Genomic DNA, 11,566 nt, shown 5'->3' with positions numbered 1-11,566 from the left:
TCAAAGGCCACGGGGCAACGGCCGGACTAGGAGCATGGCGGCACGATTGATCAAAACCGGGTCGTCTGAATCCGACGGTTGAAGCGCCAAGCAAAGTTGGTCTTGCCAGATCAGTACTCCAATCAGCCGACGTCCATCGAATAATTCCAGACTGAGAATTTTCCGTTCACGAATCCATGTCTGCAACAGGCGAACGCTGGGCAAGCTCGGATCAAAGGAACTTGGCTCCATAGGATCAGAGAGGGATCGGACATTTCATGCTGCAGTTCAGCAAGTATCAAGGTTTAGGCAATGACTTCGTGCTGTTGGAAGGCCGCGGTGGGCAACTTCCTCTAGAGATCACGGAGCCAGATCCCAATTGGGTGCGCCAGCTGTGTGATCGCCGTTTTGGGATCGGAGGCGATGGCTTGATTTTGGCCTTGCCTCCACAGCATGGCGAAGAACTACGGATGCGCATTTTTAATGCGGATGGAAGCGAGGCCGAAATGTGCGGCAACGGCATTCGCTGCTTAGCCCGTTTTCTTGCAGATAACGATGGAGATCAGCCAGGTCGGACTTGGAGAACCGAAACCATGGCTGGCGTGATCGTGCCTGAACTATGTGAAGACGGACAGATCAGGGTCGATATGGGTCAGCCATTCCTTGAACCGGATCAAGTTCCAACCACACTCTCAAAAGGACGGTCTGGACTGCCTCAAGGAGAGATCGAACTCCAGGGCAGCACCCTTCAGCTCGCCGCTGTGGGGATGGGCAATCCCCATGTGGTCGTTCCGGTGCAAGACCTCAAAGCCATTCCCTTTGACACATGGGGATCTGCGCTTGAGATCGATCCTTTGTTTCCAGCCAAAACGAATGTTCACTTCCTGCAGGTAATCAATCAGCACACCCTTGAGATCCGCGTTTGGGAGCGCGGAGCAGGTCCAACCCTTGCGTGCGGCACGGGTGCCTGCGCCACGCTGGTTGCGGCAAGGCTGCTCGGGTTATCGGAATCGGAGGCCACTGTGAACCTTCCAGGCGGGCCACTCGAGATCAACTGGCCTGATCCCGAAGGGTCCGTTTTTATGACCGGACCCGCCGTAGCAGTTTTTGATGGCGTTCTTAATCCTGAATTACTTCCACAGCCAAGACAAGAACAGCCAACTGCAGTTGCTGGACAATCAACGTCATCTACCGCTGATTCCTCCTCACCATCAACGCAGGTTGAGAACAGCTTGGACTGCGCGAATGATTGCAAAGACACCTGCCAGCAACCAGACCATTGCCTACGCGATGAAGCCCAAGCTCGCGTCCAAGAATTTTTGTCGTCAACCTCTCTAGACGCCATGATCAACCTCGCTGGCGACTCCCTCGAAGAGCGAACCTTGTCCCGCTTTGATCGTGATGACAGGCCCTGAAGACCCCTACTTTTATCTAGATGCGTGTGCCACAGCTCCCCTAAGAGAGAGCGTGATCTCTTGCATGGTCAGGGCGCAGCAGGACGGTTGGGGCAATCCTTCAAGCCTTCATCGGATCGGCTGTGATGCTGCTGAGTCACTGGAACGGGCGCGCCTTTCCATCAGCGCCAGCCTGGGAGCAGAGCGGTCAGACATTTTGTTCAGCTCAGGTGCCACCGAGTCGGCCCATCTCGCCCTGATTGGACTCGCCAAAACCCAATCACCAGGTCGATTGGTGATCTCTGCTGTAGAACATCCCGCTGTTGCGGCGGCGGCTCATCAATTGGTTGCCTGCGGATGGACCGTTGAGCGATGGCCGGTGGATGCCTACGGACAGATCCAAATGCAACATCTGGATCGATTGCTGCAACCACCAACCAAAATCGTGTCCTTGATCTGGGGGCAGAGTGAAGTGGGAACGCTTCAACCGATTCAGGCTGTGGGTGAGGCCTGTCGGTCGAAGCACATTCCATTTCATACCGATGCCACCCAAGTTCTGAGCCAGGGGTGCCCGAATTGGAGTGAGCTTCAAGTTGATCTGTTAACGGCCTCAGCACACAAGTGCGGTGGTCCAAGAGGCATCGGCCTGTTGCTCATCAGACAGGAGATTGCTGAACGCATCCAGCCCTTATTTGCCGGAGGCCAACAAGAAAATGGGCTTCGCGCCGGAACCGAATGCCCCGTCTTAGCTCAAGGGATGGCAGCAGCATTCCGTGAGATCGCTTCTTGTCAGGCGCATCAAGTCGAAGCATCAGGATCTGGGATCGCTCGGTTGCGCGATGCCTTGCTTGCTCTGCTTTGCCAGAACGATGCAATCCGTCTCAGTGGCCATCCCAGAGAGCGTCTGCCGCACCATCTGTCAGTGCTCATCTCCGATCGCCATGGACAGCCCATGTCGGGTCGCGCCTTGGTCCGAGCCCTGGATCGTGAAGGAATCGCAGCGAGTAGTGGCAGTGCCTGTTCCTCCGGTCGCGATAGTGATAGTCCCGTCCTTGCAGCGATGGGGGTGGATCCTGCCTGGCAACGCTCCGGGCTTCGGCTCAGTCTTGGCAACTGGATTGACCCTGCAACATTGCCTAACATCAACAATCGTATTCAGATCGCCATCGACCGTTTGGAACACAATTGAGTCGGGCTTTTAGTACCGTCCGCGCACCCCACCCAATCAAGTTGAGTTTGTCCGTCACCCTTCCTGCCGACCTTGTACAGGCCGAGGCGATGACCCTCGCCTCCCTCAAGCAAGCTCTGAGCGATCGTCAGCAAAGACGCTGGACAGTGACCTGGCGCTTCGAAGGACTCAGGCTCCTAAAACCCGCTTTGCGCCTCGCTAAGGCAATGGAGGATGCAGGACATGAGGTTGTTTTGGGCTGGCCGGATGCAGGTTCAGCGGCTCTGGCGCAGCGAGAAAGCCCTGAAATGGCAGCCAACTGTTTTGCCCTAAAGGATCTGATGCTTTCCAGCGATCCCGAGATCACAGGACGATTGCTCTTGGCTATGGGACCTCAACCCAGCGATTACGAGATGGTCGAGCAGATCTGCAATATCTGGCAGGGAGCGGTGGTTCTTCTCAATGGAAAGCTTGAGGACGCAGGTGTCGGTATTGGCAGTGTCGCCAGGGGCAGACGCAAAGGGTTTCTCTCGATCTGGCGGTCTGCCTTTCACTTAGAGCCGCTAGCTGAAGGAGCACTCCTGCAAAATGAACAGGAGATGTGGCATCTGTTTAAAGCCGATCCTGATGGCTATCGGTTCCTGGGAACCATGCCCTCAAAACCAGACGCCGAAGTGATTGCAATGGCACTCAGCGGTGATGGCGACAGTCTTGGACGCCAATTAGGGGCCGTCGACCGCTTCATCGAAGATCTACGTGGTTGATGTTCCCAACTAACGCTTTTACTGTGGCCAGGTAATCGGAATGGGTATGGCTTTAAGAGACCGATTACGCGGGTTGTCAGTTCTGGATGCCACTGCTGGCCTGATTGCTCTAGTGGCCGTTGGTGGTGTGCTTTGGAGTCCAAAACTCTCCAATGCGTTAGCCAAAGCAAACGGATCGGTGAAATCCGTGCAGGTCATGGTCGACGTCCGTCGTGTGAGTGCGGCAGACCCGGAAGCTTTGATCCAGGACGCTCTTGCCTCTGGACGGACGAGCATCATCATTCGAAATCAGCCCGCTGGAAGCGTCAAGTTGATTCGCGTCGACGACATCAACCAAGTGCTGGTAGAAGTTCAACCCGATGGATCCGTCGTAACAGCCACTGATCCAAACCCGACGAATGTGGGCACATTGAATGCTCGCTTTGTGCTGGAAGGTGATGCAACAGTTTCAAAATCAGGCGTGGTTCTGGCCGGTACCAAGTTGAAAGTCGGCACACCCGTGGAACTTGAAGGTGCGCTCTACCGCCTGAATGGAACGGTTAGCGGTGTCAAGGTGCAATGAAAGCAGCCCTCCTTTCCCTAACGCTAGCGGCAACCACTTCTACGTCGATGCCTAGTCGGGCCGAGCCTCCCTTACTCACCCCTCCACCACCGCCCTCCGACCAGCCCCTTCCTGATCTTCAACAACGGGGTCGCTCATGTGGAGCTTTACAGCAAGCGTTGAATCGCCTGATTGCTCCCGTTGCCTGGGCTTGGAGCGTGTCTGTGGTCAACAGCAATGGTGATCTGCTGGGTGACGTGAATGGCGCGATGGCACGCATTCCAGCCTCCAACCAAAAACTCATCAGTACAGCCTTCGCTCTCGACCAATTAGGTCCAGATTTCCGCTTGCGGACACAGTTAGTCCAACGTGCTGATGGAACCCTTGAGCTCAAGGGTCAAGGTGATCCTGATCTTGGAATTGCCGGTTTACAGCGTTTTGCCATGGCTGCTATGGGCCAGGGAGGAGCGCTGGGAACCTCAGCCGATCCAGTGAACTTGATGGTTCGAGAGGAACCTCGTCAAAATTGGTGGCCGCACGATTGGCACCCCGCAGATCGCGCCTATGCCTATGGAGCCCCGATTACTCGTCTTGCCTTAACCAGTAACGCCTTAGGAGGTGCCGTAAGCGACCCCTATCAACGGTTCGAGACGTTGTTCAAGAAAGAAGTGAAACGGCGTGGCGGAGCCATCAAAGTTCAACAAGCGCGACCCATCAACAACACCCAACGGGCAGAACAAAGCGGCGATCAGATCGTTCTGCATGAGGAGACCTCTGCTCCGATGCATGCTCTGCTAAGCCTTGCCAACACTGAAAGTCATAACTTCACGGCAGAAGTCTTGCTGAGACAAGCAGCTGACCAATGGGATGTCAGAGCGGCATCGGCGGCCGCACACCATTGGATGCATCAACAAGGAATCCCAGTGGGGGGGCTCAGGGTTGCAGACGGCAGTGGTCTCTCGCGCAACAACCGTGTGTCGAGTCAGACCATCGCGGCGTTGTTGATGCGGATGGATCAACATCCTTTAGCCGCCTTTTACCAAGCTTCGATGGCGATTGCTGGACAGCGAGGAACGCTGCGCAATTACTTCATCGGCTCACCAATCCAAGGCAAGTTTTGGGGGAAAACAGGAACCATCAGAGGGGTGCGCTCGATTTCTGGGATTCTCCAAACGAGCGACGGCCCGCGGTACGTGAGCATGATCTCGAATGGTGCCAACCGACCGAACGCAACGATCGGCCAGATTTTGAGGACCGTTTATAACCTCAGCCCGTGCCCTTCATCGATCTGAGACGGGAGGCGGCACGACGTGCCTTGTTCATCGTGACTGCTTTCCCCTGACGGTTTTTCGTGCCAGGAGTCTCTGTCTCGGGAGAGGAACTGTCGGGGCGGATCATTTGAATTGTGACGAGCTCCTGGCGACCAGCCAAAACAACCTGGGACATCTCCTTGAGTCTTTGCTCAAGTTCTCCCAGTGTTTGCTCGGCATAGCGGTTGGCACCGTCCTGAACAGAAGCAGCGTCGTGACGTGTGCGCTGAATCAAGGATTCACACTGCTGTTGGGTTTGCTGGCGAAACTGGAGTGCATCGTGATGAATACGCTCAGCTTCCAATTGAGCTTCTTTATGGAGTTTGACCCCTTCACTACGAATCTGCTCGAGCTCCTGAGCTGACTGCTGCCGGCTGCGCTCATGGTGCTCGGCCAACTGGCGCTTCAGTTCGAGAGCTTCCTGATCAAGCTGTTGCCGGCGTTGCAAAGCCTCTTGCTCTAACTGTTGCCGACGCGCAGCAAATTGCTGCTCCAGCTGCACCTGCTTGGACTGCATGTCGTGCTCCATTTGAGCGGCCTGCTGGCGAGAGCTCTGCAGCAGCTGTTCACACTGCTGGCGAACTTGATCTCTCATCTCATTGACTTGTCGCTCCGCTTCCTGCCGAACCGAAGCAGCACTCACAAGCTGTTCGCGCTGAATCTGAGCTTTTTGAACAATTTCGTCGGCCTGACTGCGCGCCGAGTTGATGAACTCATCCTTTTTTTGCAGCAACTGATCAGCTTGAGTGACCTGCCCAGGCAGCGATGCTCTAACGCCATCCATGATCTCGACGGCATCCTGCTCATTCACCAGCCTTCCCCCACTGAAGGGAATGCGGCTACCTTCAAGAACAATTTCCTCGAGCTGGTCGAGCTGGTCGAGCACGGAGAACTGGATCTCGCTCATCGCAACTGACTTATAAAGCTGAATTAAAGAACCTCTTGAGGTCCTCCGCCACCACCGACGGAACCATGTGTTCAACACGACCACCAAAACGGGCTACTTCTTTCACAACAGAACTGCTCAGAAAGCTGTAGTGGGCTGCTGTGCTTAGGAAAATCGTTTCAAATTCAGAATCCAAAGATCGATTCGTATGCGCGATCTGGAGCTCGTATTCGAAATCACTCATCGCTCGTAAACCGCGCAAAATCAACTGGGCATGGTGTTCGCGAGCACAATTCACCGTTAGGCCGTTAAAGCTGGTCACCGTGACCCCTTGCAGATGGGAGGTGGCCTGAGTGATTTGTTCCAGCCGCTGATCAAGGCTGAATGTGGGGGACTTTCCTGGGTTCTGGAGAACAGCAATCACCACTTCTCCGAACAGAGAACAACCACGCTCGATTAAATCGAGGTGTCCAAGGGTGAGAGGATCGAAACTGCCCGGGTAAAGAGCGCGCATCAGCTGTGCAGGACTGATTGGATCCTATGCAGCGCAGGTTCCCTAGATTCATTTCATGCAGCGTCCTTTGCTCGAGCAACCGGAGCGCCTGGAACAGCGCCTGAAAGAGATCCCCCCTGAGCCGGGCTGTTATCTCATGCGTGATGCCGACGATCGGTTGCTCTATGTCGGAAAATCAAAAACCTTGCGCAGCAGGGTTCGAAGTTACTTTCGCAGCAGCCAAGACCTGAGCCCACGCATCCGCTTGATGGTGCGACAGATCTGTGAAATTGAATTCATCGTGACCGACAGCGAGGCAGAAGCGCTCGCTCTGGAATCCAATCTCATTAAAAACCAGCAACCACATTTCAATGTGCTGTTGAAAGACGACAAAAAATATCCCTATCTCTGCATTACATGGAGCGAACCCTACCCCCGCATTTTTATTACTAGACGGCGAAGGTTTCGAAGCCCTCTTGATCGATTTTATGGACCCTATGTGGATGTGGGCTTACTGAGAAGAACTCTTTTTCTTGTGAAACGAGTGTTTCCACTACGCCAACGACCACGTCCACTTCATCCAAATCGAACCTGCCTTAATTATTCGATTGGTCGTTGTCCAGGTGTTTGTCAGGAGAAGGTGAGTTCTGAGGATTATCACCAAACTTTACGCAAAGTCGCGATGGTGTTTCAGGGGCGCAGTGATGAACTCAGGCAACTCCTCAACCAGCAGATGGAGCGCTACGCTGAGAGGCTTGATTTTGAATCTGCTGCTCGACTACGCGATCAGCTTCAGGGCATTGATCAGTTAACGGCTGATCAAAAAATGAGTTTGCCAGATGCAACTGTGAACAGGGATGTTCTAGCTGTTGCCCAAGATGATCATTTTGCAGCGATTCAGTTGTTCCAGATGCGTGCTGGAAAACTTGTTGGGAGGCTTGGTTTTGCAGCAGACGCAAAAGACCTGCAGGCGGGATTAATTCTTCAACGGGTCATCGAAGAGCACTACAGCCAGGTTGATGCTGTTGAGATTCCTCCAGAAGTCTTAGTGCAGCATCCGCTTCCTCAACAGCCCTTGATTGCCGAATGGCTAAGCGAGCAAAGAGAGCGCAAAGTTCAGGTCTTGCATCCCAAACGGCGCCAAAAAGCAGATCTGATTGAGTTGGTGATGCGTAACGCTGAATTTGAACTAGGTCGAGCTCGCCAAAGCCAGGAGCAACAGGCCTTAGCGAATGAAGATCTCGCTCAACTTCTTGAATTGGCCACACCACCAAGACGAATCGAGGGCTATGACATCAGTCATATTCAGGGCAGCGATGCTGTTGCCTCGCAGGTGGTCTTTATTGATGGACTTCCTGCCAAGCAGCATTACCGCCGATACAAAATCCAAAGCAGCAGCATTCAGGCCGGTCACAGCGATGACTTTATGGCCATGGCAGAAATCATGCGTCGGCGATTTCGCAAATGGGCTCGCATCAAAGCGGAGGGTGCTGATCTGGTTCAGATCAGGCGTCAATCCAGCAGCAGCCTGAACATGGACGGACTGCATGATTGGCCCGATGTCGTGATGATCGACGGCGGCAAAGGTCAGCTTTCAGCAGTGATGGAAGCCTTACGCGAGTTGGATCTAGATGAGGATCTTGTGGTGTGTTCCTTGGCCAAACAACGCGAAGAGATCTTCCTGCCAGAAGCCAAGCAACCCCTTGAAAGTGAACCCGATCAACTCGGAGTGGCCTTGCTGCGGCGTTTGCGCGACGAGGCGCATCGCTTTGCAGTGACCTTCCATCGACAGCAACGGGGCCAGCGGATGAAGCGCTCACGGCTATCTGACATCCCAGGGCTAGGCCCAAAACGCGTGCGAGATCTTCTGGCCCACTTTCAATCCATTGATGCCATTCAGCTCGCCAGCGTGGATCAGCTCCATCAAGCCCCCGGTGTGGGACTCTCGCTGGCCAAGCAGATCCGCGCCTATTTTCATCCTCAGGAAGCGGATGAGGACAACGTGGTGATGGCAGGCGAGGACATGGCATGAAACGGAGCTTTCAAGCCGCAAACTTGATCTTCTCTGTTTTGATCGGCGTCGCCATCACACTGATCGGCCCTGATCGAGCCGTTGCCGCACCTGGCCTCTGCACAGGTGTGGTGTGCGCCGATGAAATCACCCGCAGCGCCAAAAATCACTGGCAACTCCGCATGCGATTAGAAGATCAACAAGGTCATCGGGAACGTGTGGTGATGGACTGTCGCAACCAACAGCTCAGCCCAAGAGGCGGATTGGTGGATCGCATCCCAGCCACAGCTCTTGGGCGGCGTGCCTGTCGACTCGCAGGAGAAGCCGGTTAAGTCGCGATGGAAGTCACCCTTGTTTTTCCCCATCAGCTGTTCGAACACCATCCCGGAATTCGTGCCAATAGAAGCATTGCCCTGATTGCTGATGGCTTGATTCTTGGTGGGGATCCTCAATGGCCACTCACCATCCATCCACGCAAGCAGCAGTTGCATCAACAATCGATGCTTGCCTATAAAAAGCGCCTTGAATCCAAAGGCCATAGCGTTTTCACGCTGACGCCAAACGAACAGCAACAAACGTCAGATCTCCTGAACCAACTAATCGACTCTGGCTATCAAACGTTTTACCTTGCTGATCCAGTCGACGACCTTTTAACCAAGAGAGTCAGAAAGACCCTGCATCAGCGAAGTTGCGTCCTAGAGATTGTGCCCACTCCGATGTTGCTCACACCAACTGAAGTGATGGATGAGTATTTCAATGGCCGACGCAAGCCAATGATGGTCCATTTCTATCAAATGCAGCGCAAACGCCTGGGAGTATTGATCGATGATCAGGGGTCTCCTGTAGGAGGGCGTTGGAGTTTTGATGCCGATAATCGTAAAAAACTTCCCAAGGGAATCACTGTTCCCGAAGAACCATCTATTGACTTGCCCATTGATCACTTATCGGCACAACAATGGTTGGACACTTTTCTTGAACACAGACTGGCTGGTTTTGGCACCTATGAGGATGCGATCAGCTCCCAGCACCGTGTGATGTGGCATAGCGTCCTTACGCCGATGCTTAATCTTGGACTGCTCACTCCAGAACAGGTTCTCAACAGAACACTCGAAGCCGCAGATGCCAATGCCATGCCCCTCAATTCATTGGAAGGTTTTTTAAGACAGATCATTGGCTGGCGTGAATTCATGGCCGCCATGTATTTGCGACACGGAGTAACGATGCGAAACAGCAATTTTTGGAATTTTGAGGATCGTCCCATCCCAGATGCTTTTTATCAAGGAACGACAGGAATTCCGCCGATTGATGATGCCATTAAACGCGCCCTTAATACTGGTTATTGTCATCATATTGAGCGTTTAATGTTGCTTGGAAATATGATGCTTCTTTGCAGCTTCCACCCCACCCGCATCTACACCTGGTTCATGGAACTTTTTGTGGATGCTTACGATTGGGTGATGGTCCCGAATGTTTATGGGATGAGTCAGTTTGCTGACGGTGGAATCTTTACAACTAAACCTTATTTATCAGGTTCCAATTACGTGCGCAAAATGTCGGACTACAAACCCGGAGAGTGGTGTGGAATATGGGATGGTTTGTTCTGGAGTTTTATTCACCGTCATGGAGACTTTTTTCGGTCTCAACCAAGATTGGCGATGATGACGCGCAATCTCGATCGCATGGCACCAGAGGTGATGGAAACCCATTACTCCAAGGCGCAACAGTTTCTTGACTCGCTCAGCTAGCACCTTTCTATTGTTGATGGGAGATGGATGGGGACATGACACTGACGCTTCCTCCTGAGGCTTACCTGTGGTTCAAGACCCTGCACATCATTGGAGTGGTGGTCTGGTTCGCCGGATTGTTTTATCTCGTCAGGCTGTTCATCTATCACGTTGAAGCCGAAGAGGAGTCGTCACCTGTTCGCGAAGCCTTCAAAGCCCAATACGCCCTGATGGAACGGCGACTGGCCAACATCATCACCACACCTGGACTCATCCTCACCGTGACGATGGCAGCAGGGCTGTTGATCGCCCAACCGTCCTGGCTGCACCAAGGCTGGATGCACGCAAAGCTCGGTTTTGTGGCCTTGTTATTGGCGTATCACGTGTTTTGCTATCGAATCATGGGCCAACTTGAGGCTGGGGTTTGCCAATGGAGCGGACGGCAACTCCGAGCTCTCAATGAACTGCCCACCCTGTTGCTGGTCCTGGTGGTGATGCTGGTGGTGTTCAAGACCCAGTTCCCCACTGGGGCGGCAACCTGGCTCACCGTCGGACTGGTGGTGTTCATGGCAGGAACCATTCAGTTTTATGCCCGCTGGCGGCGTCTTCGTGAAGCAGCGCTAGCGCAGGAGCAAGCCAGTGACTCATGACCAGCACCCATTGCGGGCTGTCTTGAACACGATTGGACCGGAGAGCTGTCCGGGCTTACTCAATTTTCATTGCCATACCGTTTGCAGCGACGGAAGCCTGGAACCGATTGCTCTGATTGAACAAGCCACGGCTAGAAAGCTGCATCACATTGCGGTCACCGATCACCATTCGATCGCTGCCTACATGCCAATGGTCGACTGGCTTGATCGCGCCCGCGGTCGGGGCGAAAGCACTCCAACACTCTGGAGTGGCATGGAAATCAGTTGCATCTTGCGCGGTTGTTTGGTCCACGTTTTGGCTCTTGGCTTTACGCCAGGTCATCCCGCTCTTTTGCCCTATTCCAGCGGCGATGCTGCGGTGGGCGCTCCTCTCAGGGCTGCTGAGGTTCGCAAAGCCATTCATGAAGCCGGAGGGCTTGCAATCCTCGCCCATCCAGGTCGCTACAGGTTGGGCTTCTCAGAGCTGATTGATGCAGCAGCTGAGCTGGGTTACGACGGTGGAGAAGCCTGGTACGACTACGACATGCAACAACGCTGGGCCTCCACGCCATTGATCTGCGAATCAATCGACAAACAGTTAAAAAACCTTGGCCTTTTGCGTACTTGTGGCACCGATACCCACGGTATGGACCTAAAAGGCCGTTAA

13 protein-coding genes are annotated in these 11,566 nt (G+C 53.8%); 10 read left to right on the top strand and 3 right to left on the bottom strand.

The window, feature by feature from the left end; all coding sequences use genetic code 11:
- Complete coding sequence (locus SynPROS91_RS05740) at positions 1-231, bottom strand: hypothetical protein (protein ID WP_186519157.1); 231 nt, start codon at positions 229-231, stop codon at positions 1-3.
- Between the two features lie 26 nt (positions 232-257).
- Between SynPROS91_RS05740 and dapF the strand changes: the two genes are divergently transcribed.
- Genes dapF through dacB form a run of 5 tightly spaced genes read left to right on the top strand, consistent with a single transcriptional unit; the run spans position 258 to position 5,138 of the window.
- Positions 258-1,394: a diaminopimelate epimerase gene (gene dapF, locus SynPROS91_RS05735; protein WP_186519155.1), complete on the top strand. Its 1,137-nt coding sequence runs from the start codon at positions 258-260 to the stop codon at positions 1,392-1,394.
- Entirely contained in the window at positions 1,381-2,562 is a 1,182-nt protein-coding gene (locus SynPROS91_RS05730; protein ID WP_186519153.1) for a cysteine desulfurase family protein, read from the top strand. The genes dapF and SynPROS91_RS05730 overlap by 14 nt, the downstream gene beginning before the upstream one ends.
- 41 nt (positions 2,563-2,603) lie before the next feature.
- On the top strand, positions 2,604-3,305 hold the full coding sequence (locus SynPROS91_RS05725) for a DUF1995 family protein (protein WP_186519151.1): 702 nt from the start codon (positions 2,604-2,606) through the stop codon (positions 3,303-3,305).
- Between the two features lie 46 nt (positions 3,306-3,351).
- The gene (locus tag SynPROS91_RS05720) at positions 3,352-3,867 is read left to right on the top strand and encodes a DUF4330 domain-containing protein (RefSeq protein ID WP_186519149.1); all 516 of its coding nucleotides are present in this window, start codon (positions 3,352-3,354) and stop codon (positions 3,865-3,867) included.
- Positions 3,864-5,138, top strand: a complete 1,275-nt coding sequence (gene dacB / locus SynPROS91_RS05715) for a D-alanyl-D-alanine carboxypeptidase/D-alanyl-D-alanine-endopeptidase (RefSeq protein ID WP_186519147.1) — start codon at positions 3,864-3,866, stop codon at positions 5,136-5,138. The genes SynPROS91_RS05720 and dacB overlap by 4 nt, the downstream gene beginning before the upstream one ends.
- Here dacB and SynPROS91_RS05710 read toward each other — a convergent pair.
- Together SynPROS91_RS05710 and coaD are read right to left on the bottom strand one after the other, a co-directional pair.
- Positions 5,113-6,063 carry a hypothetical protein gene (locus tag SynPROS91_RS05710; RefSeq protein WP_186519146.1) on the bottom strand — a complete coding sequence of 317 codons (951 nt, stop codon included), beginning with the start codon at positions 6,061-6,063 and terminating at the stop codon, positions 5,113-5,115. The genes dacB and SynPROS91_RS05710 overlap by 26 nt on opposite strands.
- Before the next feature lie 10 nt (positions 6,064-6,073).
- Positions 6,074-6,556: a pantetheine-phosphate adenylyltransferase gene (coaD, locus tag SynPROS91_RS05705; protein ID WP_186519144.1), complete on the bottom strand. Its 483-nt coding sequence runs from the start codon at positions 6,554-6,556 to the stop codon at positions 6,074-6,076.
- 55 nt (positions 6,557-6,611) lie between these two features.
- Here coaD and uvrC point away from each other — a divergent pair, with 55 nt between their 5' ends.
- The 5 genes from uvrC to SynPROS91_RS05680 are packed head-to-tail and all read left to right on the top strand — an operon-like array spanning position 6,612 to position 11,566.
- Positions 6,612-8,567, top strand: coding sequence for an excinuclease ABC subunit UvrC (gene uvrC / locus SynPROS91_RS05700; RefSeq protein ID WP_186519142.1), 1,956 nt, complete (start codon positions 6,612-6,614; stop codon positions 8,565-8,567).
- Positions 8,564-8,878, top strand: a complete 315-nt coding sequence (locus tag SynPROS91_RS05695; protein ID WP_186519140.1) for a hypothetical protein — start codon at positions 8,564-8,566, stop codon at positions 8,876-8,878. Before uvrC ends, SynPROS91_RS05695 begins: the two co-directional genes overlap by 4 nt.
- A 6-nt stretch (positions 8,879-8,884) precedes the next feature.
- Positions 8,885-10,291 carry a cryptochrome/photolyase family protein gene (locus tag SynPROS91_RS05690; RefSeq protein WP_186519138.1) on the top strand — a complete coding sequence of 469 codons (1,407 nt, stop codon included), beginning with the start codon at positions 8,885-8,887 and terminating at the stop codon, positions 10,289-10,291.
- 41 nt (positions 10,292-10,332) lie between these two features.
- Complete coding sequence (gene hemJ, locus SynPROS91_RS05685; RefSeq protein ID WP_186519521.1) at positions 10,333-10,920, top strand: protoporphyrinogen oxidase HemJ; 588 nt, start codon at positions 10,333-10,335, stop codon at positions 10,918-10,920.
- Positions 10,910-11,566, top strand: a complete 657-nt coding sequence (locus SynPROS91_RS05680; protein WP_186519136.1) for a PHP domain-containing protein — start codon at positions 10,910-10,912, stop codon at positions 11,564-11,566. The genes hemJ and SynPROS91_RS05680 overlap by 11 nt, the downstream gene beginning before the upstream one ends.

Source organism: Synechococcus sp. PROS-9-1, assembly GCF_014279775.1.
GTDB lineage: Bacteria > Cyanobacteriota > Cyanobacteriia > PCC-6307 > Cyanobiaceae > Synechococcus_C.
This window is presented reverse-complemented; position numbering and strand designations above follow the sequence as displayed.

What these genes read in the sequence shown, in the direction of transcription:
- uvrC (WP_186519142.1), top strand. Translation starts at nt 6,612, where the DNA reads ATGCAGCGTCCTTTGCTCGAGCAACCGGAGCGCCTGGAACAGCGCCTG.
- SynPROS91_RS05695 (WP_186519140.1), top strand. Translation starts at nt 8,564, where the DNA reads ATGAAACGGAGCTTTCAAGCCGCAAACTTGATCTTCTCTGTTTTGATC.
- SynPROS91_RS05720 (WP_186519149.1), top strand. Translation starts at nt 3,352, where the DNA reads ATGGCTTTAAGAGACCGATTACGCGGGTTGTCAGTTCTGGATGCCACT.
- SynPROS91_RS05740 (WP_186519157.1), bottom strand. Translation starts at nt 231, where the DNA reads ATGGAGCCAAGTTCCTTTGATCCGAGCTTGCCCAGCGTTCGCCTGTTG.
- dapF (WP_186519155.1), top strand. Translation starts at nt 258, where the DNA reads ATGCTGCAGTTCAGCAAGTATCAAGGTTTAGGCAATGACTTCGTGCTG.
- SynPROS91_RS05730 (WP_186519153.1), top strand. Translation starts at nt 1,381, where the DNA reads ATGACAGGCCCTGAAGACCCCTACTTTTATCTAGATGCGTGTGCCACA.
- SynPROS91_RS05710 (WP_186519146.1), bottom strand. Translation starts at nt 6,063, where the DNA reads ATGAGCGAGATCCAGTTCTCCGTGCTCGACCAGCTCGACCAGCTCGAG.
- SynPROS91_RS05690 (WP_186519138.1), top strand. Translation starts at nt 8,885, where the DNA reads ATGGAAGTCACCCTTGTTTTTCCCCATCAGCTGTTCGAACACCATCCC.
- coaD (WP_186519144.1), bottom strand. Translation starts at nt 6,556, where the DNA reads ATGCGCGCTCTTTACCCGGGCAGTTTCGATCCTCTCACCCTTGGACAC.
- dacB (WP_186519147.1), top strand. Translation starts at nt 3,864, where the DNA reads ATGAAAGCAGCCCTCCTTTCCCTAACGCTAGCGGCAACCACTTCTACG.